Source organism: Alsobacter sp. R-9 (assembly GCF_054612375.1).
Window position 1 is genome coordinate 109,764 of sequence record NZ_JBTSWJ010000015.1, and the last position, 21,577, is coordinate 131,340.

At 71.3% G+C, this 21,577-nt stretch carries 22 protein-coding genes and 1 tRNA gene; 17 read left to right on the plus strand and 6 right to left on the minus strand.

Going from position 1 to position 21,577, the window contains the following annotated elements; genetic code table 11:
• Window positions 1-43 precede the first annotated feature (43 nt).
• Complete coding sequence (locus ACX9GQ_RS21145; RefSeq protein ID WP_459631577.1) at window positions 44-766, plus strand: substrate-binding domain-containing protein; 723 nt, start codon at window positions 44-46, stop codon at window positions 764-766.
• Between the two features lie 12 nt (window positions 767-778).
• Here the strand turns inward: ACX9GQ_RS21145 and ACX9GQ_RS21150 are convergent, their stop codons facing one another.
• From ACX9GQ_RS21150 to ACX9GQ_RS21160, 3 genes are all read right to left on the minus strand, one after another.
• Entirely contained in the window at window positions 779-1,720 is a 942-nt protein-coding gene (locus ACX9GQ_RS21150) for a dihydrodipicolinate synthase family protein (RefSeq protein ID WP_459631578.1), read from the minus strand.
• A gap of 132 nt (window positions 1,721-1,852) precedes the next feature.
• Window positions 1,853-2,503, minus strand: coding sequence for a LysE family translocator (locus ACX9GQ_RS21155; protein WP_459631579.1), 651 nt, complete (start codon window positions 2,501-2,503; stop codon window positions 1,853-1,855).
• 142 nt (window positions 2,504-2,645) lie between these two features.
• Window positions 2,646-4,196: a gamma-glutamyltransferase family protein gene (locus ACX9GQ_RS21160; RefSeq protein ID WP_459631580.1), complete on the minus strand. Its 1,551-nt coding sequence runs from the start codon at window positions 4,194-4,196 to the stop codon at window positions 2,646-2,648.
• Window positions 4,197-4,448: 252 nt separating this feature from the next.
• Between ACX9GQ_RS21160 and ACX9GQ_RS21165 the strand changes: the two genes are divergently transcribed.
• Entirely contained in the window at window positions 4,449-4,715 is a 267-nt protein-coding gene (locus ACX9GQ_RS21165) for a DUF4287 domain-containing protein (protein ID WP_459631581.1), read from the plus strand.
• Window positions 4,716-4,727: 12 nt separating this feature from the next.
• On the opposite strand, the gene ACX9GQ_RS21170 is transcribed toward ACX9GQ_RS21165, so the two are convergent.
• Window positions 4,728-4,817: transfer RNA gene (locus ACX9GQ_RS21170), tRNA-Ser, on the minus strand.
• 361 nt (window positions 4,818-5,178) lie between these two features.
• Here ACX9GQ_RS21170 and rplU point away from each other — a divergent pair.
• The 4 genes from rplU (at window position 5,179) to ACX9GQ_RS21190 (ending at window position 7,290) form a co-directional block, all read left to right on the plus strand.
• The gene (gene rplU, locus ACX9GQ_RS21175) at window positions 5,179-5,493 is read left to right on the plus strand and encodes a 50S ribosomal protein L21 (protein ID WP_459631582.1); all 315 of its coding nucleotides are present in this window, start codon (window positions 5,179-5,181) and stop codon (window positions 5,491-5,493) included.
• 88 nt (window positions 5,494-5,581) lie between these two features.
• Window positions 5,582-5,848 carry a 50S ribosomal protein L27 gene (gene rpmA / locus ACX9GQ_RS21180; RefSeq protein ID WP_459631583.1) on the plus strand — a complete coding sequence of 89 codons (267 nt, stop codon included), beginning with the start codon at window positions 5,582-5,584 and terminating at the stop codon, window positions 5,846-5,848.
• 200 nt (window positions 5,849-6,048) lie between these two features.
• Window positions 6,049-6,714 carry a GNAT family N-acetyltransferase gene (locus tag ACX9GQ_RS21185; RefSeq protein WP_459631584.1) on the plus strand — a complete coding sequence of 222 codons (666 nt, stop codon included), beginning with the start codon at window positions 6,049-6,051 and terminating at the stop codon, window positions 6,712-6,714.
• Window positions 6,715-6,744: 30 nt separating this feature from the next.
• Complete coding sequence (locus tag ACX9GQ_RS21190) at window positions 6,745-7,290, plus strand: DUF3833 family protein (protein ID WP_459631585.1); 546 nt, start codon at window positions 6,745-6,747, stop codon at window positions 7,288-7,290.
• Between the two features lie 27 nt (window positions 7,291-7,317).
• On the opposite strand, the gene ACX9GQ_RS21195 is transcribed toward ACX9GQ_RS21190, so the two are convergent.
• Window positions 7,318-9,156 (minus strand): ABC transporter ATP-binding protein, encoded by a 1,839-nt coding sequence (locus tag ACX9GQ_RS21195; protein ID WP_459631586.1) that lies wholly within the window; start codon window positions 9,154-9,156, stop codon window positions 7,318-7,320.
• A 173-nt stretch (window positions 9,157-9,329) separates the two neighbouring features.
• On the opposite strand from ACX9GQ_RS21195, the gene obgE reads away from it, so the two are divergent.
• The 10 genes from obgE to ACX9GQ_RS21245 all read left to right on the plus strand — a co-directional run bounded on the left by obgE (window position 9,330) and on the right by ACX9GQ_RS21245 (window position 19,298).
• The gene (gene obgE / locus ACX9GQ_RS21200; RefSeq protein WP_459631587.1) at window positions 9,330-10,397 is read left to right on the plus strand and encodes a GTPase ObgE; all 1,068 of its coding nucleotides are present in this window, start codon (window positions 9,330-9,332) and stop codon (window positions 10,395-10,397) included.
• Window positions 10,398-10,473: 76 nt separating this feature from the next.
• On the plus strand, window positions 10,474-11,622 hold the full coding sequence (gene proB, locus ACX9GQ_RS21205; RefSeq protein ID WP_459631588.1) for a glutamate 5-kinase: 1,149 nt from the start codon (window positions 10,474-10,476) through the stop codon (window positions 11,620-11,622).
• An 83-nt stretch (window positions 11,623-11,705) separates the two neighbouring features.
• Entirely contained in the window at window positions 11,706-12,992 is a 1,287-nt protein-coding gene (locus tag ACX9GQ_RS21210) for a glutamate-5-semialdehyde dehydrogenase (protein ID WP_459631589.1), read from the plus strand.
• 8 nt (window positions 12,993-13,000) lie between these two features.
• Window positions 13,001-13,660 (plus strand): nicotinate-nucleotide adenylyltransferase, encoded by a 660-nt coding sequence (locus tag ACX9GQ_RS21215; protein ID WP_459631590.1) that lies wholly within the window; start codon window positions 13,001-13,003, stop codon window positions 13,658-13,660.
• Window positions 13,661-13,749: 89 nt separating this feature from the next.
• Window positions 13,750-14,184: a ribosome silencing factor gene (gene rsfS, locus ACX9GQ_RS21220; protein WP_459631602.1), complete on the plus strand. Its 435-nt coding sequence runs from the start codon at window positions 13,750-13,752 to the stop codon at window positions 14,182-14,184.
• 12 nt (window positions 14,185-14,196) lie between these two features.
• Window positions 14,197-14,676, plus strand: a complete 480-nt coding sequence (gene rlmH / locus ACX9GQ_RS21225; protein WP_459631591.1) for a 23S rRNA (pseudouridine(1915)-N(3))-methyltransferase RlmH — start codon at window positions 14,197-14,199, stop codon at window positions 14,674-14,676.
• Window positions 14,676-16,046, plus strand: coding sequence for a murein hydrolase activator EnvC family protein (locus ACX9GQ_RS21230; RefSeq protein ID WP_459631592.1), 1,371 nt, complete (start codon window positions 14,676-14,678; stop codon window positions 16,044-16,046). The genes rlmH and ACX9GQ_RS21230 overlap by 1 nt, the downstream gene beginning before the upstream one ends.
• Complete coding sequence (locus ACX9GQ_RS21235; protein WP_459631603.1) at window positions 16,046-17,374, plus strand: S41 family peptidase; 1,329 nt, start codon at window positions 16,046-16,048, stop codon at window positions 17,372-17,374. The genes ACX9GQ_RS21230 and ACX9GQ_RS21235 overlap by 1 nt, the downstream gene beginning before the upstream one ends.
• A 207-nt stretch (window positions 17,375-17,581) precedes the next feature.
• On the plus strand, window positions 17,582-18,787 hold the full coding sequence (locus tag ACX9GQ_RS21240) for a divergent polysaccharide deacetylase family protein (protein WP_459631593.1): 1,206 nt from the start codon (window positions 17,582-17,584) through the stop codon (window positions 18,785-18,787).
• A 4-nt stretch (window positions 18,788-18,791) separates the two neighbouring features.
• The gene (locus ACX9GQ_RS21245; protein WP_459631594.1) at window positions 18,792-19,298 is read left to right on the plus strand and encodes an RNA pyrophosphohydrolase; all 507 of its coding nucleotides are present in this window, start codon (window positions 18,792-18,794) and stop codon (window positions 19,296-19,298) included.
• Here the strand turns inward: ACX9GQ_RS21245 and ACX9GQ_RS21250 are convergent, their stop codons facing one another.
• Entirely contained in the window at window positions 19,299-19,931 is a 633-nt protein-coding gene (locus ACX9GQ_RS21250) for a hypothetical protein (protein ID WP_459631595.1), read from the minus strand.
• Window positions 19,932-20,062: 131 nt separating this feature from the next.
• Between ACX9GQ_RS21250 and ACX9GQ_RS21255 the strand changes: the two genes are divergently transcribed.
• Window positions 20,063-21,454: a sensor histidine kinase gene (locus ACX9GQ_RS21255; protein ID WP_459631596.1), complete on the plus strand. Its 1,392-nt coding sequence runs from the start codon at window positions 20,063-20,065 to the stop codon at window positions 21,452-21,454.
• The last annotated feature ends 123 nt before the right edge of the window (window positions 21,455-21,577 follow it).

Below are 21,577 nucleotides of genomic sequence, written 5' to 3' on the forward strand. Positions count from 1 at the left end.
ATGGCTGCCCTCGCTCCTTTCCTGACCGCCGCAGGGAACGGGAATGACGCTCGGAACGGGTCAGGCGATGGCGAAGATGACGTGTCTCTCCTCGATGGCGACGCGCCGGATCCTCGCGGACCTCGCGGCCCGCTTCGAGGCTTCCGGGGGTGGGACCGTCGCCGTCGAGTCGACGGGAGGGGTCGATGCCGCCCGCCGGGTGCGCGAGGGCGAGGTCGTCGACGTCGTGGTGCTCGCCTCACCCGTGATGCAGGCGCTGGAGGCCGAGGGCCGGCTGCTCCCGGGCAGCCGCGTCGACCTCGCGGAATCGGAGACGGTGATCGCCGTGCGGGCCGGCCTGCCCCACCCGGACCTCGCCACCGTCCCCGCGCTGCGCGCCTCCCTGCTGGAGGCCGGCGCGGTCGCCTATTCCACGGGACCCAGCGGGGACCACTTCCTGTCGCTGCTGGAGCGATGGGGCCTCATGCCCGCGCTTCAGGACCGGCTGGTGAAGGCGCCACCGGGGGTGCCCGTCGGAACGCTGGTGGCCGAGGGCAAGGCGAGCCTCGGCCTGCAGCAGCGCAGCGAACTGGCCGGCCTGCCGGGGATCGAGATCGTCGCGGCTCTCCCGCCCGGCGCCGCCGCGACGACGGTGTTCACCGCCGGGATCGCCGCGGCCGCACCGGACCCCGGCGCCGCCCGACGCTTCATCGCCTTCCTCGCCTCGCCGTCGTCGGCCGAAGTCTACGTCGGCTGCGGGATGCGCCCCCTCGCCGGCCCGGCGTGAGGACGGGATCGCTCAGGCGTTCTCCCGCTGCCAGGCGGCGTACCAGCGCTGGAACAGCTCGAGCTGGGTCCGCGCGAAGTGCTTCTGGCTGTCGGAGAGACGGTCGGTCGGGTTGAAGTGGTGCTCGTACTCGGGGTTGCCGGTCAGCACCATCAGGTACTTGTAGAAGAGGACAAGGTCCGCGCCCTCGTCGAAGGTCGAGAGGACCTTCAGGGCTCCCTCCAGCTCGAACGCCTTGCGCCGCGCCGCCGGGTCACCGGCCTGCGCCTTCTCGCACAGGTCGACGAGGTGCAGCACCTCGCGCGGCAGGACGTTGCCGATGCCGGTGATCGCCCCCTCGGCGCCGCAGTAGATGTAGCCGTGGCACACGCCCGTATCGACGCCGACCATCAGGCTCAGCGCCTCCGAGCGTCCGGTGATGTGCTCCGCCGCGTAGGACATCGCCTCCTTGGAGCCGAACTCCTTGAAGCCGATCAGGTGCGGGTACTTCTCGTGGAGGGCGAAGAACAGGTCGGCCTTCGTCTCGAAGCCGTAGTAGGGGCTGTTGTAGATGACGGAGGGCAGCCCGTCGCCCGCCTCCAGGATGCCGGCGAAGTGGGCGTGCTGCGCTGCCGGCGAGGTGCCGCGCGACAGGACGCGCGGAATGATCATGAGGCCGGCCGCCCCGACGCGGCGGGCGTGGGCCGCCAGCGCCGCGGCGCGCATCGGGTTCTGGGCACCCGTGCCGACGATGACCTTCACGCCCGCGCGGACCAGCGCCTCGACGCCCTCCATGCGCTGCTCGTCCGTGAGCAGCGGCCAGTCGCCCATCGAGCCGCAATACACCACCGAGGACATGCCGAGGCCGACGAGCTCCTTGCCCTTGCGGGCGAGCGCATCGAAGTCCGGCGTGCGGTCGGCGCGGCACGGCGTCATCAGCGCCGGGATGACGCCGGAGAAAACGGTCTGGCGCATGGTTGCAGATCTCCCTGCCTGCGGCTGTGGTCCTGATGGTGCTCTACAGGCTGGCCGGTCCCGAAACAAACGCCGCGACGACTGCGGCCGCGCATGGCGGACCCACGCGGCGCGCCGGGCCGGCGGCTCCGGTCACGCGGCCGGACGCCTGGCGAAGGCGAGGCCGAGGCCCAGCGCCACCATCGCCCCGCCGGACGCCTCCCGCAGCCGCCGGACCAGCGCCGGGCGGGCCGCCGCCCCGTCGCGCAGGCGCCCGGCCGCGAAGGCGACGCCGATGTCGGCCAGCGTGTTGAGCAGGACGGAGAGCGAGCCCAGCACGATGAACGGCAGGGCGACCGAGCCTGACGCGGGATCGATGAACTGCGGGATGAAGGCCAGGAAGAACGCCGCCGTCTTGGGGTTGAGCGCCTCGACGACGATCCCCTCGCGGAAGGCCCTCTTCACGCCGACGGGCGCCGGCCCGGCGCTGCCGGCCAGCACGGCGGCGGCGTCACGCCGCGCGGCGATCACCGTCCGCACCCCGATCCAGACGAGGTAGGCGGCGCCGGCAAGCTTGAGGAGGGTGAAAAGGTTGGCGCTGGCCAGCACCAGCGCGGACACGCCCAGCGCCCCGGCGGCGACGTGAACGAGCCCGCCCACGCCCGTCCCGACGCTCGACGCCACGCCCTCCGCCCGCCCTCCGGCCAGCGTGCGGGCGGCGACGTAGAAGATGCCCGGCCCCGGCGTGACCGCCAGCACCGTGGCGGCGGCGAGGAACAGTGCGAAGGAGGTGAAGTCGGGCATAGGCGGGCCTTTCGGACGGCAAGAGCGACGATCGGGTGGCGACACCCCATCGGCGGGAGGGACAGGCCGGGGCGGTGGGAGATCGTGCCGGTTCCCTTGCTGGACGCGAACGACCGGCCTGTCAAACCGCCGGAGCGACGTCTCAGCCCGCGATGGCGGTCCCGGTCGGCAGCGTCACGTTGGCGAGCCCTTCGTTCCACTCGCCGTCGCGCAGCACGGCGACGGGGTTGGCGAACTGGCCAGGGAAGGTCGTGGGCTCGACCTCCGTGACGGTGGCGACCGCGGCGGCGACCGCCGCCTGCACCTCGGTGGGCAGCCGGTGGTCGACGGTCGCGGCACCGACGCCGGACACGTCGATGCGGGGATGGTGGAATGCCTCCTCCAGCGTCATCCCGCCGTCGACGAGGAACGAGACGATCTGGGCCACGGCCGGCAGGATCTTGCGGCCGCCCGACGCTCCGACGGCGAACCACGCCCGGCCCTCGCGGCTGGCGATCACGGGGCACATGTTGGTCAGCGGCCGCCGCCCCGGCGCGATGGAGTTCGGGTGCCCCGGGCGCGGGTCGAACCACATCATGCCGTTGTTCATGAGGATGCCGGTCGACGGCAGCACGACGCGCGAGCCGAAGCGGGAGAGGAGCGTGTTGGTGAGAGACACCATGCCGCCCTCTGCGTCGACCACCGAGAGGTGCGTGGTGCAGGCCTTCCCGGCCGGGTCCTCCTCGCCTTCGCCGGCGAGCCGCGCCGCATAGGCATCGGAGAGGGCGCGGGCCAGCGCCGCGACGTCGGCGGCGGCCGGCGGACCGGGCAGGCGCTCCGGCAGTGCCGCGAACACCCGGGCGAAGGTGTTGCCGGCGAAGAGACCCGGCATGGCGTGAAGCACCGCCCCGGCGCGCGGCACGGCGACGGGCCTCGCCTCCCGCGCGGCGAATTCGCCGAGGTCGTCCCGGCCCACTGGCGACCCGCCGGCCCGCAGGTCGGAGGCGATGGCGGCCGCGAGGTCACCGCGGTAGAAGTCCTCCCACCCGGCCTCGGCGATGCGCTGGAGCGTCGCGGCGAGCGGAGAGAGGTCCAGCATCACCGGCGCGAGCATGGAGAGGGACACCGGCGGCAGGCCGTCCCGGAGATAGCGCGCCGCGGCGGCCGGATCGTCGCGCAGCTCGTGCGCCTCCGCCGCGATGTTGAGGGTGGTCCACCAGTCGACGCGGTGTCCCGCCCGCGCCAGCGCCACCGCGGGCGCGATCACGTCGGCCCAGGGCAGCCGGCCGAACCGCGCGTGCGCATGCCCGAAGCCCGCCACGGACCCGGGCACGACGATCGACTCGTAGCCGCGGATGTTGCGGTCCTCGACGACGCCGGGCCAGCCGAACAGGTCCTGCCGTCCCGGCGCCCCCGTCAGGGCGTAGCGCGCAGGATCGAGCGCCCTGGCGGCGACGGGGCCGTAGTCGATGGCGACCGGCTCCCCGCCGGCCGGATGGACGATCATGGCGCCGATGCCGCCGATGCCGCTCATCCACGGCTCGGTCACGGTGAGCGCGAAGGCCGTGGCGATGGCGGCGTCGACCGCGTTGCCCCCCGCCGCGAGGATCGAAGCGCCCGCCTCGGCCGCACTCCGGTTCTGCGACGCGACGACCCCGGCGCGGCTGCGCGTGACGGGCTTCGAGACGACCCACTGCTCGACGGTCTGCACCATTCCGGCGTCCTCCCCAGGCGCCGGACTTGACCCGCGCCGGCTGGTTCGGAGCCTACCGGCTCCCACGCCCACCGGCCAACCGCCCGGAGGCGGAGCGGCATTGCGGCGGATGCAGGCGAGTATTCATGACGGTGGCATCGCCTGCGCCAGCCTCTACGACAGGTCTCCGCCGGCCAAATGGAGCGCTTGGCATCCGCGACCCGAGCGCGCAAGCTGCCGGCGTCGCCCGCCGGGCACGAGGGAAGCACTGCGATGACCGAGAAACCGGCGAAGGTGAAGGGCCCGGCATCCTATTTCCCCTCGATCGAGAAGACGTACGGCCGGCCCGTCGCCGAGTGGCAGTCCCTCGTGCGGGCGCGATGCCCGGCCCGGCACATGGATCTGGTCGCCTTCCTCAAGCAGGAACACGGCATGGGCCACGGCCACGCCAACGCCATCGTCGCCGCCACGCTGGCCGAGCGAATCGAGACGCCCGACCGCTCGGGCGGCGTCAGGCAAGCGAAGCGGGATCAAGACTGACAAGGAAGAGGCTGGCGGAGAGGGGGAGATTCGAACTCCCGATAGGGTTGCCCCTATGCCGCATTTCGAGTGCGGTGCATTCAACCACTCTGCCACCTCTCCGTGATCCAGGGGGCCGGGCGCGAGGCCCGCGGGGCAGGGCCCCGGTGGTCGGCGCGGGCAATAGCATGGGGTCTCGCGTTCCACAAGCGGGCGCGGCGGCTGTTTTCGGAGGCTGCGCCCCGCCCCGGAGGCCACGGCTCGGGCAGCGCCCGGAGGCCGCGTTCGGGTTGACAGGACGGGGGGCTTTCTGTACTCACGCCGTCTGGCGCGCGGCCCTCCCGGCTTGCGCGCTTGTCGTTTCGCCGGATGGCTTCGCGGCCGGCAGGGCGGAACGGCGGGTTCAATGCCGGAACAACTGCAAAGAAGCCGGCCGTTCGCCTCCCGGGGCGGGCAGAGCCGGGTCGAACACGAGGACAGAACGATGTTCGCAGTCATCAAGACCGGCGGCAAGCAGTACAGGGTTGCCGCCCAGGACGTCATCACGATCGAGAAGCTCACCGCCGAGGCCGGCGCCGCCGTCGCCTTCGACGAGGTGCTGTTGGTCGGCGAGGAAGGCGCGATGAAGATCGGTTCGCCGGTCGTCGCGGGAGCGAAGGTCGAGGGCACGGTCGTCGAGCAGACGCGCGGCCCCAAGACGATCTCCTTCCACAAGCGCCGCCGCAAGAATTCGAAGCGCAAGCGCGGTCACCGTCAGGAGCTGACCGTCGTGCGCATCACGGGGATCCACGCGGGCTGAGGTCCGCACGGCGCGCCGACGGCGCACCGGTCTCCATCTGGGTCGATCAATTCGGGCCTCGGCGCCCACAACGGTTACGGAGCACATCATGGCTCACAAGAAGGCAGGCGGTTCCTCCCGCAACGGTCGCGACTCCGACGGCCGCCGTCTCGGCGTGAAGAAGTTCGGCGGCGAAGCCGTGCTGGCCGGCAACATCCTCGTGCGCCAGCGCGGGACGAAGATGCATCCGGGCACGAACGTCGGCATCGGCAAGGATCACACGCTCTTTGCCCTCACGTCGGGCAAGGTCGAGTTCCAGAACAAAGCCAACGGCCGCATTTACGTGGCCGTACGAGCCCAGGAAGCCGCAGAATAACGGCGCAGGTCGGACGAAGGACCTCCGCCGGCGCCCACAGCCCCGGCGGACCCAAGTCGCGATCGCGATCCAAGTCCGGACAGACCCCGAGAGGGGGACCGTCGAGGGGAGGTGGGCAACCGCCTCCCCTTCGTCGTTTCCGGGTCACGTTTCGACGTTACCCACCCCCTCGAAGCCCCAATCCCCACGGAGGGTCTGCCATGTTTCCGGAGATCACACGGGACGACGTTTTCAGGCTCGAAACGCGCCGCCTCTGGCTGCGCTGGCCGCGCGCCAAGGATGCCGCGGCGATCGCGGCCATGGCGGGCAAGCGCGAGGTGGCGGACATGACGGCCCGCATCCCGCACCCCTACCCGGCCCACGGCGCCGAGGAATGGATCGTCAACGCACGCAGGGCGAATGCCGAGGGGTGGGCGGTCGAGCTCGTTGCCTGCCTCGCCACCGGATCCCGGCAGGTGATCGGCTCGGTGTCGGCGCGCTGGACGGACGAGGGGCGGGTCGAGATCGGCTACGTCTTCGCACCCGAGATGTGGGGCCAGGGCTACGCCACGGAGGCCGTGCAGGCCCTCGTCGACGCGGTGTTCATGCTGACCCGGGCCGACGCCGTCGTCGCCGATGTGCGCGTCATCAACCCCGCGTCGCAGGGGGTGCTGCGCAAGTGCGGCTTCGCCTGGGAAGGCTCGGGCCTGAAGGAACTGCCGGCCCGGGGGGGCCTCCACTCGGTCGAGCACTTCAGGCTAGAGCGCAAGGTGTGGCGCAGCCTGAAGGGCTGGGCGGCGCCGGACCTCGTGGCCCGGCCCCCGCGTCACCGCGACGCGGACGGCGGGCAGGTGCGCGCGTGGTCCGAGGCCTCGCCCGCTGCGTAGGACAGTGACGTCCAAGCACGGAGCGTCGCCATGTCCCTGACACGACGGGCGGCGGCCATGGTGGCCGCCGTCCTCATTCCCCTCGGCCTCGGCCCGGCCCGGGCCGCCGACATCCCGGGCAAGGCCCCGTCCGGCAAGCTCGTCCTGGAGGACTTCTTCCGCGGCAACCTCGTCGCCGAGGGCACCTTCACCAACACGCGCGACGGCTCGACGCGCGGCCTCAAGGTGCGCATGCGCGGCGACTGGGACGGCCGGACGCTGACGCTGGTCGAGGACTTCGTCTATTCGGACGGAGAGAAGGACCGCAAGACCTGGCGCTTCACCAAGGTGGGCGACGGCGTCTACACCGGCACCCGCGAGGATGTCATCGGCACGGCCGACGTCCGGCAGGACGGCGACGCCATCCGGTTGACCTACACCGCCAAGGTCACCACCAAGGAAGGCAAGAGCTACAACATCCGCTTCGCGGACGTGCTCGCGCTGACCGGCCCGAAGACCGTGCTCAACACCGCGGACCTCACCGCCTACTGGTTCTTCGAGGTCGGCAAGGTGCGCCTGGAGATCCGGAAGGTCTGACCCCCGGCAACGCTGCGACGGGGCCGGTCAGACCCCGTCGTCCTCCGTGAAGAAGCCGCCCGACTGGCGCTTCCACAACGAGGCATAGTGGCCGCCCAGCGCCAGCAACTCGTCGTGGGTGCCCTCCTCGACGATCCGGCCGCGGTCCATGATCACCAGCCGGTCCATCCGGGCGATGGTCGAGAGGCGGTGGGCGATGCCGATCACCGTCTTGCCCTCCATCAGGTTCTCCAGCTGCTCCTGGATCGCGGCCTCCACCTCGCTGTCGAGGGCGGAGGTCGCCTCGTCGAGGATCAGGATCGGCGCATTTTTCAGGATGACGCGCGCGATGGCGATGCGCTGGCGCTGGCCGCCGGAGAGCTTCACGCCACGCTCGCCGACATGCGCGTCGTAGCCGCGCCGGCCCGCCCAGTCCTCGAGGTCGAGGATGAAGTCGTGGGCGTGCGCCTTGCGCGCCGCCGCCTCCACCTCCTCCGGCGTCGCGTCGGGCCGCCCGTAGCGGATGTTGTCGAGGATCGAGCGGTGCAGCAGGGACGTGTCCTGCGTCACGACCGCGATCTGCGCGCGCACGCTCTCCTGCGTCGCGCGGGTGACGTCCACGTCGTCGATGAGGATCCGGCCTTCCTCCAGGTCGTGGAAGCGCAGCAGCAGGTTGACGAGCGTCGACTTCCCCGCCCCCGAACGGCCGACGAGGCCGACCTTCTCGCCCGGCCGGATGCGCAGCGTCAGGTCCTCGATCACGGTGCGCTCGCGCCCGTAGTGGAAGCTGACGTTCTCGAACGTCACGGCGCCCTTCGTCACGGCCAGCGGCGTCGCGTCCGGGCGATCGGTGACGCGGATCGGCTTCGCGACCGTGTCCATGCCTTCGTGCACGGTGCCGAACTGCTCGAAGACCGTCGTGATCTCCATGGCGACACGCCCGGCAGTGCTGGAGAGCTGGAGCGTCATCGGCAGCGCCGTGGCCACCATGGCGATGCCGATCTCGCCGCCCTGCCACAGCCAGACCGACAGCGCGCCCGTGCTGGCGAGCAGCAACCCTGACAGCAGGGCGAGCCCCGTCGTCAGGGTCGTGAAGCTGCGCATCTGGACGCGCATCATCCGGGTGTGCCGGTCGAGCGAGCGGCGGACGTAGTCGTCCTCGAGGTCGCCGTGGGCGAAGAGCTTCACCGTGAGGATGTTGGTGTAGCTGTCGACGATGCGCCCCGTGAGCGTCGAGCGCGCATAGGCGATGTCGGTCGACGCCTTGCGGATGCGCGGCACGACGTAGGACAGCAGCAGGAGGTAGCCGACCGTCCAGAACAGGATCGGCAGGGCGAGCCGCAGGTCGGCGCGGCCCACCACCACCACGCTCGTGATGGCCAGCGCCACCAGGTAGAGGATCACCGAGATGATGGACACGACGCTGGCGCGCAGCGCGTAGCCGGTCTCCATGACGCGGCTGGCGATGCGGCCGGCAAAGTCGCTCTGGAAGTAGCCGATGCTCTGGCGGACCACGTGGATGTGGCTCTGCCAGCGCACGAGGTTCGTCAGGCCCGGAAACACCACCTGGAATTGCACGAGGCCGCTGGCCAGCGACGCCAGCGGCTTCAGCACGGCGACGACGACGGCCATCCCTGCGAGCAGGGGCCATGTTTCAGCGAAGAAGGTGGCGCGGTCGGCGCGAGAGATCTGGTCGACGAGCAGGCCGATGAACACCGGCACCGACGCGTCGAGCAGCGCCAGCACGATGCCGAGCACCAGCAGGGCGGCGAGATGCACCTTCACCTGCCCGGCGAAGTGCCAGATGAAGCGCAGCAGCCCGCGCGGGGGAGGCCCGGGCGGTTCGATGGCGGTGGGCAGCACCAGCCCTTCGAAGAACGGGAACATCATGGAATCCGGGGAGGCGACGCAGGCAGGGGACGCGCCGATGCATCGCATGCTAAAGAAGCCGGCACGCCGCTGAAAGAACGATCACGCAACACAGCTTCGCGATCAGGGCGGGGGCGCCCGGCACCCGGGCGGCCATTGCCGCGCGACGCACGGTCCGATAGTCACTGCCCATGAAGTTCCTCGACCAGGCCAAGATCTACATCCGCTCGGGCAACGGCGGCGCCGGCTGCGTGTCGTTCCGCCGCGAGAAGTTCATCGAGTTCGGCGGACCGGACGGCGGCGACGGCGGCAAGGGCGGCGACGTCTGGGCAGAGTGCGTCGAGGGGCTGAACACGCTCATCGACTACCGCTACCAGCAGCATTTCAAGGCGAAGTCCGGCGGACACGGCATGGGCCGCAACCGCGCGGGCGCCAAGGGACCCGACGTGGTGCTGAAGGTGCCCAAGGGCACGCAGGTGTTCGAGGAGGACGGCGAGACGCTGATCGCCGACCTGACCGAGATCGGCCAGCGCGTGCGCCTCGCCAAGGGTGGCAACGGCGGCTTCGGCAACCTGCACTTCACCACCTCGACCAACCGCGCCCCTCGCCACGCCAATCCGGGGCAGGAAGGCGACGAGCGCTGGCTCTGGCTCAAGCTCAAGCTGATCGCCGACGCCGGCCTCGTCGGGTTGCCCAATGCCGGCAAGTCGACCTTCCTCGCCACCGTGACGGCGGCCCGCCCCAAGATCGCCGACTACCCCTTCACGACGCTGCATCCCGGGCTGGGGGTGGCCCGCGTCGACGCCCGCGAGTTCGTCATCGCCGACATCCCCGGCCTGATCGAGGGTGCGCACGAGGGCCACGGGCTCGGCGACCGCTTCCTCGGCCATGTCGAGCGCTGCCGCGTGCTGCTGCACCTCGTCGACGGTACCAGCGAGCACGCCGGCAAGGCCTACAAGATCATCCGGCACGAGCTCGAGGCCTATGGCGGCGACCTCGCCGGGAAGCCCGAGATCGTGGCGCTGACCAAGGTCGACGCGCTGACGCCCGAGGCGCTGAAGGACCAGAAGGCCCGGCTCAAGCGCGCCGCGAAGCGCGAGCCGATCCTGCTGTCGTCGGCCTCCGGGCAGAACGTGCAGGAGACGCTGCGCGCGCTGCTCGCCGTGATCGACCGCGACGCGGCGCGGCCGGAGCGGACCGAAGGACAGCCGGTGGACCTGGAGCCGGTGCAGGAGACGCCCGGCGGTTGGCGACCGTGACGCGGAGGCCCCGCGTCACGGCGCCAGGGTGCGCCGCCCCACCCTCCTGATCCGCCCGGCTCCTCCGGACCCCGCCATGAACCGCTCCTCCACCCGCGCCACCACCCTTCCCACGCTCGGCCAGTTCCGCCGCATCGTCGTGAAGGTCGGCTCCTCGCTGCTCGTCGACCGCGAGCGCGGCAGGCTGAAGCACGCCTGGCTCGCCTCCCTCGCCGAGGACATCGGCAACCTCCACGCCGCCGGCGCGGACGTCATCGTCGTCTCGTCGGGCGCCATCGCCATGGGGCGCACGGTGCTGGGGATGCCGAAGGGGGTCCTGCGGCTCGAGGAGAGCCAGGCGGCGGCGGCCGTGGGCCAGATCGCGCTTGCCCGCAGCTGGGCCGAGGCGCTGGGCCACCAGGGCATCACCACCGGCCAGATTCTCGTGACGCTCGGCGACACGGAGGAGCGCCGGCGCTACCTCAACGCGCGGGCCACTCTCGGACGCCTGATGGAGTTGCGGGCCGTGCCGGTCGTCAACGAGAACGACACGGTGGCCACGAGCGAGATCCGCTACGGCGACAACGACCGCCTCGCCGCCCGCGTCGCCACCATGGCGGGGGCGGACCTGCTCGTGCTGCTGTCCGACATCGACGGCCTCTACACAGCCCCGCCGCAGTCCGATCCGGACGCGACGCTCATCCCCGTCGTGCCGCGCATCACCGCGAAGATCGAGGCGATGGCGGGGGGAGCCGGCTCGGAACTGTCGCGCGGCGGCATGCGCACCAAGATCGAGGCCGCCAAGATCGCCACCGCCGGCGGGACGCACATGGTGATCGCCGACGGCCGGGTGAAGAACCCGCTCGGCGCCATCGCGCAGGGCGCGCGCTGCACGTGGTTCCTGACGCCGTCGAACCCGGTGGCGGCGCGCAAGAAGTGGATCGCCGGCTCGCTGGAGCCGCGCGGCGTGCTTCATCTCGACGCCGGCGCGGCCCGAGCCATCCGCTCGGGCAAGAGCCTGCTGCCGGCGGGCGTCACCCGCGTCGAGGGCGAGTTCGACCGCGGCGACGCCGTGGTCCTGCGCGCGCCGGACGGGGGCGAGCTCGGCCGCGGCCTCGTCGCCTACGACAGCCGCCACGCCGGGCTCATCGTCGGCCGCTCGTCCCGCGACATCGAGGGCATCCTCGGCTACGCCGGCCGGGCCGAGATGGTGCACCGCGACGACATGGCGCTGGCGGCCGAGTAGCGTCGCCGTCTGCCCGTCCGGCGCGTTTCCCTCGCGCCGCCGCTTCGTCTAGAAAGAGCCCGACATCACCGGAGGCCGCCGTCATGCTGGACGCCGTGCGCACGCAGGACCCCTCGACCGAGCAGCTGATGCTCGACATCGGCCGGCGCGCCCGCGCCGCCGCGCGGGTACTCGCCAACGCGGCGCCGCAGGCCAAGGACAAGGCGCTGCGCGCCGGAGCCGCCGCCATCCGCGCCCGCGCCGCGACGATCCTCGCCGCGAATGCGCGCGACGTCGCCGACGCCGAGGCCCGCGGCACCAAGGGGGCCTTCGTCGACCGACTGCGCCTCGACCCGGCGCGGCTGGAGGCCGTGGCGAAGGCCGTCGAGGACATCGCCGCGCTCGCCGACCCGGTCGGGCGCGTGCTTGCCCGCTGGGAGCAGCCCAACGGCCTGCGCTTCGAGCGGGTGGCCACGCCGCTCGGCGTCATCGGCGTCATCTTCGAGAGCCGCCCGAACGTGACGGCCGACGCCGGCGCCCTGTGCGTGAAGGCCGGCAACGCCGCCATCCTGCGCGCCGGCTCGGAGAGCCTCGCGACCTCGCTCGCCATCGCCGACGCACTGCGGGCCGGCCTCGCCGAGGGCGGCCTGCCCGAGGACGCGATCCAGCTGGTGCCGACGCCCGACCGTGCCGCCGTCGGCCTGATGCTGCAGGGACTGGAAGGCACCGTCGACGTCATCGTGCCGCGCGGCGGCAAGAGCCTCGTGGCGCGCGTGCAGGCCGAGGCCCGCGTACCCGTCTTCGCGCATCTCGAGGGCATCTGCCACGTCTACGTCCACGCCGCCGCGGACCTGGACATGGCACTTGCCATCGTCCGCAACGCCAAGTTGAGGCGGACGGGCATCTGCGGCGCGGCGGAGACGCTGCTGGTCGACCGCGCCTGCGCGGCGACCCACCTCGCCCCGCTCGTGCGCATGCTGCTCGACGCCGGCTGCGCCGTGCGCGGCGACGCCGCCACGCAGGCGGTCGATCCCCGCGTCGCCGCCGCGACCGAGGAGGACTGGCGGACCGAGTATCTCGACGCGATCATCGCGGTGAAGGTCGTCGACGGGCTCGACGCGGCCATCGACCACATCGAGACCTGCGGCTCCCACCATACCGAGAGCATCGTCACCGCCGACGAGGCGGCCGCCGCCGCGTTCCTGGCGCGGGTCGACTCGGCCATCGTGCTGCACAACGCCTCGACGCAGTTCGCCGACGGCGGCGAATTCGGCTTCGGCGCCGAGATCGGCATCGCCACCGGGCGCATGCATGCGCGGGGACCCGTGGGGGTGGAGCAGCTCACCTCGTTCAAGTACCGGGTGCACGGCACCGGCCAGACGCGGCCCTGAGTCCGGCCGTGAGCGAGGCGCCCGAGGGCCCGGTCGTCGGGCGCCGTCCCGCCGGGCGCGCCGCCGCCCTCCCGCCGCATGGGCGGGGGCTGCGGATCGGCCTGCTGGGCGGCAGCTTCAACCCGCCGCACGAGGGCCACCTGCTGCTGAGCCGCACGGCGCTGCGCCGGCTCCGGCTCGACGCGGTCTGGTGGCTGGTCACGCCCGGCAATCCGCTGAAGGACAATGCGGGGCTGCCGTCGCTGGCGGCGAGGATGGAGGCGGCGCGCCGCCTTGCCACGGACCGCCGCATCGTCGTCACCGGCTTCGAAGCCGCCATCGGCACGCGCTATACCTTCGACACCGTCCGCTACCTGACGCGGCGCTGCCCGGGCGTGCGCTTCGTCTGGCTCATGGGCGCCGACAACCTCGCCAGCTTCCACCGGTGGCAGCGCTGGCGTGGCATCGCCCGCCTCGTGCCCATCGCGGTGATCGACCGCCCCGGCACGACGCTTCGGGCCACCCGCTCCCGGGCGGCGGCGCTCCTCGCGCGCGACCGCGTCGACGAGACCGACGCGGCCCTGCTGCCGCTGCTGCCGCCCCCCGCCTGGGTGTTCCTGCACGGGCCGCGCTCGACCCTCTCGTCGACCGCCCTGCGCGCGCAGGGAAGGGGCCTCGTGCGAGCCTGAGCGGCGACCTCGGGTGACCGCGCCCCGGAATCTGGAACTTTGGGCCGCGGATCGCTATAGTATGGGTGTGCGCGGTGGATGCGCACGAGATACGAGAGGATCGTACACTGACCAGATCTGGTCTTGGTGAAGCCGCTGTCGCCGCTTCGCCCCTCGCCGCCCCCGGTTCGCTCGAGCCGGTGTCCGGCGCCACGCTGCCCCTCATCCTCGGAGTCCTCGACGACTCGAAGGCCGAGGAGACGGTCACCATCGACCTGACGGGCAAGACCTCGCTCGCCGACGCCATGGTTGTGACGTCCGGCCGCTCCAACCGCCATGTCGGAGCGATCGCCGACCACGTCATCGAGGCCCTGAAGGAGCGCGGCTGCAAGGACCTCCGGGTCGAGGGCATGCCGCACTGCGACTGGGTGCTCATCGATGCCGGCGACGTCATCGTGCACGTCTTCCGGCCCGAGGTCCGCCACTTCTACAATCTCGAGAAGATGTGGGGTGGCGACAGGCCGGCAGAGCGCGCGGTGTCCTGACGGCGACACGGCGTGCGGATCACGGTCCTGGCGGTCGGCCGCCTGAAGGATTCGGCCGAGCGTGATCTGCTCGCGCGCTATCTCGACCGGGCGAAGGCCACGGGCCGTGGGCTCGGGTTCTCCGGTTTCAACGTGGTCGATGTCGCCGAAAGCCGGGCGCAGCGCCCCGAGGACCGCAAGGCCGCGGAGGCGGCGGTCCTGCGCGAGAAGGCGGGCGAAGCCCTGGTGATCGTGCTCGACGAGCGCGGCCCCTACCCCACCAGCGAGGCGTTCGCGGAGCAGCTCGCGAAGGCGCGGGACGCCGGCCGACGGTCGGCGGTGCTGGTGGTCGGCGGCGCGGATGGCCTCGATCCCGCCTTGATCGTCGGCGCAGATGACAGGATGGGCTTCGGGCGCTTCACGCTACCGCACCAGCTCGTCCGGGTCCTCGTCGCCGAGCAGCTTTACCGCGCCATGACAATCCTTGCCGGCCACCCCTATCATCGCGCCTGATGGCCGCCGGGATTCGCCTGTCCTCCCCCCGCATCTGGATCGCCCCGCTGGCCGCGGGCTGGCTGGCCGTGACCTGTGCGGCGGCGCAGACCCCGCCCCCACCCGACACGTCCGCCCGCGAAGCCGAGAAGGCGACGCGGCAGATGGAACTCGAGGCGACACAGCGCCTTCTGCAGTCCAGCAACGAGACACGCGCGAAGCTTGAATCAGAGGCGGCTGCCCTGCGTGCCGACCGCGCCCGCCTCAATGCCAGCCTGCTCGACACCACCGCCCGCCTTCGCGCGACGGAGGGCCGGATCGGCGGAATCGAGCAGCGGCTGACCACGCTCACCCAGACCGAGGAGGCCATCCGCAAGTCGCTGGCCGCCCGCCGCAACGTCATCGTCGAAGTGCTGGCGGCGCTGCAGCGCATCGGGCGGAGCCCGCCGCCGGCGGTCCTGGTGCGTCCCGAGGACATGCTCGAGGCCGTGCGAACCTCGATGCTGCTCGGCGCCGTCCTGCCCGAGCTGCGACAGGAGACCGAGGCGCTGGCCTCCGACCTGCAGGAGATGGTGCGCCTGCGGACGGCCGCGGCGGCCGAACGCGAGCAACTCGCCCGGGACGTCACGTCGCTGGTGGAGGACCGCCAGCGCATCGCCGCGCTGGTCGACGCGCGGCAGAAGGACGTGGCCGCCGCCGAGGCCCGGGCCCGCGAGGAGGCCGACAAGGCCGCCGGGATGGCCCAGTCCGCGCAAACTCTCAAGGATTTGATCGGTCGCATCGAGAGCGAGATCGACGGCGCCACCCGCGCCGCCGAGGAGGCCCGCAAGGCCGCCGCAAGGCTCGAATCCGAGGCCCTGCGCGCCGGCACGGCCGAGGCCCGCGAGACCCGCGAGCGCATCGCGGCCCTCGCCTTCAAGGACCCCGCGAGACTGGCGCCGAAGGTGGGTTTCGGCGAGGCGAAGGGCCTGCTGCCGCTCCCCGTGATCGGCACGCTCATCAAGGGATTCAATGCCCCGGACGCGGTCGGCGGGACCCTGAAGGGCGCCGCCTACGCCACCCGGCAGGGGTCCGTCGTGTCGGCCCCTTGCGACGGCTGGGTGTCCTTCGCCGGGTCGTTCCGCAGCTACGGGCAACTCTTGATCATCAATGCCGGCGGCGGGTACTATGTGCTTCTGGCCGGGATGGACCGGATCAACGTGAGCCTCGGGCAGTTCGTCCTCGCCGGCGAACCTGTAGCGGTGATGGGCGAGGCGTCGCAGGCGACCGCCGCGTCGGTGGGTAGCGACACGACCCAACCCGTGCTCTATGTTGAGTTCCGGAAAGACGGTGTATCGATCGATCCGTCCCCGTGGTGGGCCGCCTCGACGAACGAGAAAGTTCGCGGATGATGCGCAAGGTCACATTGCTCATGCTCGGCGCGGTCCTCGGGGCCGGCGTCTCCACACTGGCGACGCAGGGTCGTCTGCTGTCGACGACGAGCGCCGTTGCGGCCGCCTCCGACACCTACAGGCAGCTCAACCTGTTCGGAGACGTGTTCGAGAAGATCCGCTCCGACTACGTCGAGAAGCCCGACGAGGGGAAGCTGATCGAATCGGCGATCAACGGGATGCTCTCGGGTCTCGACCCGCATTCGAGCTACCTCGACGCCAAGAGCTTCAAGGACATGCAGGTGCAGACCCGCGGCGAGTTCGGCGGGCTCGGCATCGAGGTGACGATGGAAGAGGGCGCCATCAAGGTGGTGGCCCCCATCGACGACACCCCCGCCTCCCGCGCCGGCGTGCTGGCGGGTGACATCATCACGCACATCGACGACGAGCAGGTGCAGGGACTCACCCTGAATCAGGCCGTCGAGAAGATGCGTGGCGCCGTCAATTCCCAGGTTCGCCTCAAGATCACGCGCAAGGGCGTCAGCGATCCGCTGGAGCTCAAGCTCACGCGCGATGTCATCCGCATCCGGTCCGTCCGCTCCCGCAACGAGGGCGGCGACGTCGGCTACGTCCGCATCACGCAGTTCAACGAGCAGACCTTCGAAGGCCTGAAGAAGTCGATCGACACGCTCACGCAGGAGATCGGCAACGACAAGCTGAAGGGCTTCGTGATCGACCTGCGCAACAACCCGGGCGGCCTGCTCGACCAGGCGATCGCCGTCTCCGACGCGTTCCTCGAGCGCGGCGAGATCGTCTCGACCCGCGGCCGCAACGCGGACGAGACGCAGCGCTACAACGCCCGCGCCGGGGACCTGACCAAGGGCAAGCCGGTCATCATCCTCGTCAACGGCGGCTCGGCCTCGGCCTCGGAGATCGTGGCCGGCGCCCTGCAGGACCACAAGCGCGCGACGATCATCGGCTCACGCTCCTTCGGCAAGGGCTCCGTGCAGACCATCATCCCGCTGGGCTCGAACGGCGCCATCCGTCTCACGACGGCGCGCTACTACACGCCGTCCGGCCGCTCCATCCAGGCCAAGGGCATCGAGCCCGACGTCCAGGTGCTGAACGACGTTCCGGCCGAGCTGAAGGGCAAGGACGAGACGAAGGGCGAGGCGGCGCTGCGCGGCCACCTGAAGAACGGCGAGGACGAGCAGGGCGGCTCCTCCGCCTACGTTCCGCCGGATCCCAAGAACGACAAGCAGCTCAACTACGCCTTCGACGTGCTGCGCGGCGTGAAGGTGAACGACGCGTCCAACACGCAGAAGAAGGCCGACGCCAAGCCGAACTGAGGCGGCGCCCGGCGGAAGATCGAGAGATACGGCGGGGTCGTCCCCCGCCGTTTTTCGTTGCGGGTCCACGCGTGACCACGCCGGGGTTGCCGCGGACGGGCGACCGTGGCTTGGTTTTCCGCTATGATTCGCGCGTGTTGCGGCGTGAGCCCCGGCCGGCGGCCCTTGGGGGACCGGTGAATTCGGACGCGGAAGAGGCACGGCGTTTTGACGATCGGGCACGACGACCTTACCCGACCGCTGGGCATGGAGCCGGCCCGGCCACGCCGTCGCTGGCCTGCACTTCCATGGGGCAAGGTCATCGTCGGCGCCGCGGCGCTCCTGTGCCTCGGCCTCGCGGGCTGGCTGGCCGTGGCGCGGGACCCCCTCGGCGGGGAGCCCGTGGCGGTCGCCACGATCCAGAAGGCAGCCCCCGTGGCGACGGCGCCGGACCCGGCGCAGCAGGAACAGGGGCCCGCGGTGAAGACCGTCACCGGGACGGAGCCCGTCAAGGAGCGTTCGACGGCCGCCGAGCTCGAGGATGCCAGCGGCGTGAAGGTGGTCCGCGGAGGCGGCGAGGCACCCGAGTCGATCGTGATCCGCGTTCCCTCGTCCCCGGACAAGCTGGCGCCGGCCCCGGACAAGCGGCTCGTGGAGCGCTCCCGTCACGGCGCCCTGCCCAGGATCGGATCGGACGGCGCACGCCCGGCCGACGTTTACGCCCGCCCCGCCCCACCGCCCCCCGGCGGAAAGACGCTCCCTCGCATCGCCATCGTCATCGGCGGCATGGGTCTCAGCCAGTCCTCGACCAGCGATGCCATCACGAAGCTGCCCGGCGCCGTCACACTGGCCTTCGCGCCCTACGGCTCGGAGATCGAGCGGCAGGTCGCCCGCGCCCGCGAGAGTGGACACGAGGTGATGCTGCAGGTCCCGATGGAGCCGTTCGACTACCCGGAGAACGACCCCGGTCCCCATACCCTCACGACGACGGCACCGCCGAACGAGACGATGGACCGTCTGTTCTGGGTCATGAGCCGCTTTCCGGGCTACATCGGCGTCATGAACCACATGGGCGGAAAGTTCACGTCGAGCGAGCAGGCCCTAAACCCCGTGCTCCGGGAGCTCGGCGGCCGGGGCCTTGTCTACCTGGACGACGGCAGCAGCGCACGCTCCCTCGCGACGTCCCTGGCGCTCACGGCCCGGCTGCCCGCCGCACGCGCCGACGTCGTCATCGACACTCGTCCGAAGGCGTCGACCATCGACGAACAGCTGGCGAAGCTGGAGGTCATGGCACGCGAGCGCGGGAGCGCCGTCGGCGTCGCGAGCGGCCTGCCCGTGAGCATCGACCGGATCGCCCAGTGGTCGAAGACGCTGGAGGGACGCGGCATCCAGCTCGTGCCCGTGTCGGCCCTGATCCCCAAGCCCCGAGCCTGATGCGATGACCGCGTTCGAGTCACTGCCCTACCGACCCTGCGTCGGCGTGATGCTTCTCAACTGGGAGAACCAAGTCTTCGTCGGACGCCGGAAGAAGGAGGCCGGCCCCGAGCACGTCGACTCCCGGCATGCCTGGCAGATGCCGCAGGGCGGCATCGACGACGGCGAGGATCCCTACCGGGCGGCGCTGCGGGAACTCGCCGAGGAGACCAACGTGACCTCGGTCTCGCTCTTGGCCGAGGCGCCTGACTGGTTCGCCTACGACCTGCCGCCCGACGTCGCGAAGAGCGCGTGGAAGGGGCGGTTCCGGGGCCAGACGCAGAAATGGTTCGCGCTCCGGTTCGAAGGCGACGAGAGCGAGATCGACATCCATGCGCCGGCGGGCGGCCACAAGCCCGAATTCGCCGAGTGGCGCTGGGAGCGGATGGACCGCCTTCCCGAACTGATCATTCCGTTCAAGCGACCGGTCTACGAACGCGTCGTCGCCGCCTTCGCACACCTTGCCGGCTGATCAGCGGCGCGGCGCCCAGCCGCTTCCGCCCGAGCCCGGCCCGTGGCCGGCCGAACCCCCGGGTGGTCGCCAGCCGCCGGCGTCCCCGTTGCCCCAGCCGGGGTCCCCCCAGCCCGGCTTTCCCCATCCGCCGCCGCCACCGTTCGAACCGCCGCCCGAGCCTCCGGCCGTCGTGCCACCGCCACCGTCCTGCTGGGGCGAGACCTGGACGTCGATGCCGATGTAGGGCTGCGGCTGGGCGCGGCCCGGCAGGTCCGCGCAGTCGTTCGACGGCATGGCGACGAGCGGCCCCCGGCGCGCTGCCGCAGGCCGGGAGGGTTCGATCATCGCGGTCGAACCTTGATCCACGCACGGATTGCCCGACGGCCCCGTCGAGGGCTGGCTGGCCTGCCCCCCTCCGTAGCCGTAGGGCGGCGGGTACGGATAGGGATAGGGATACGCTGGCGCGCCATTGTCGACAGGCCATCGCGGGACGGTCCGGCCCGTCCACGCCGGGTCGCCCGTTTGGGGGCCGATGTCGGCCGGAGCGGGTGCCTGGGCGAGGAGCGAGGTCGGAGGCGCCGCCAGCGCGAGCGCTGCGACGACGGCCCCGACCGTCCGCAAGGAGACACCGATGATCCGCCTTTGGCTCATGGGGGCATTCTAGCGGTGGCGGGTTAACATCGGCTGGCCTGCATGGAACCCCGAAGGCGGCGTCCGCGTTTCCCACCGCAGGCGCGGCATTGATCTCATGGCGGCATCCGCGCCAATGGGGACGATCGCGGGTGGCGTCATCGGGGGGCCATGGGTGGGCGATGGAGCAGGAGTCGTCCGGCCTGATCGCCGTCCTGCTCAAGCCGCGGCCCTGGCCGATGCGGTACGGCATCGCGTTGGGCTGCTGCGCTGCGGCTGTGGCCGTGCGTTGGATTCTCGGTCTCGCCGAAGCGGTGATCGTCCCATTCGCAGCATTCTATCCGGCCGTCCTCGTGGCAGCCGTGAGCGGGGGACTGGGTCCAGGGATCCTGGCATCCGTCGTCTCCGGCCTCCTCGCCACCACGCTCTTCATGGGCGGAGACACCGGTTTTCCGACGTTCCCGTCCGAGATCGCGACGGTCAACCTCCTTCTCTTCCTCGTGATGGCGATGCTCATCGTGCTCGTGGGCACCGCGCTGCGGCGGATCCACGCGGACAGGCTCGAGGCCTTCCGCGTGTTCACTGCGGTGCAGGAACTGGCGCTCGACGGCTTCGTGATCTTTCGCGCCGTTCGTGACGCGAGCGGGCGGATCGTGGACTTCGAGCGTTGTCACCTGAACGCGGCGGCGGAACGGGTGCTCGGATCGTCGAAGCTGATGCTCGGCAAGCGGTATCTCGACACCTCGCCGACCATGCACCGCGACCACCTGTTCTCGCGCTATGTCGAAGTGATGCAGACGGGCATTCCCGCCGAGGACGAGTTCCGCCTCGAGGCCGGCGGGCGCTGGATCTACAACGTGGCGGTCCGCATCGACGAGGAGCGGCTGGCGATCACTTTCCGGGACAACACGACGCTGCGCGAGACCATCAGCCAGCAGCGTTTCCTGATGCGCGAGCTGAACCACCGCGTGAAGAACGTCCTGACGTCGGTCCTGTCCCTGGCCCGTCAGACGTCCATCGAGCAGGGGCCCGAGGTCTATCGCGACGCACTCACCGCCCGCATCGCGGCGATGGCACGCGCGCATGACCTGCTGATGACGGAATCCTGGGAGTCGGCGCGGCTCGCCGACATCGTGGCCCAGACGCTGGCCCCCTACGACCGCATCTTCGCCGACGGCCCTCCCCTGACCGTCTCGGCCGACCTCGCCCTCAGCATCAACATGGTGCTGCACGAACTCGCGACCAACGCGGCCAAGTACGGGGCGCTGTCGGACCCCGACGGCTACGTCGACATTCGCTGGCGGACCGAGGGCGAGGAGGCGTCGCTGACCTGGCGGGAGCGCGGCGGGCCGCCGGTCGAGGCCCCGACCCGGCGGGGCTTCGGTTCGCGCATCCTGACCCGCGGGTTCAACGCCGGGAACCGGCGGGCAACGCTCGCCTTCGCGGGGGAAGGGGTCGAATGCACGCTCTGGTTCGAGGCTCGCTGCGGCGAGGAGGCTTCGGGCCGGCAGGCGACTGCCCCCGCCGAGGCACCGGATGCATGAAGGGCGGCGCGTGGACCGCGCCGCCCTTCGAATTCTGGATCTCCGTGCGGGCCGCCGTCATGGGGCGGCCTGCGGGATTACCACTTGTAGTTGATGCCGAGGCGGACGAGGCCGCCGCCGGTG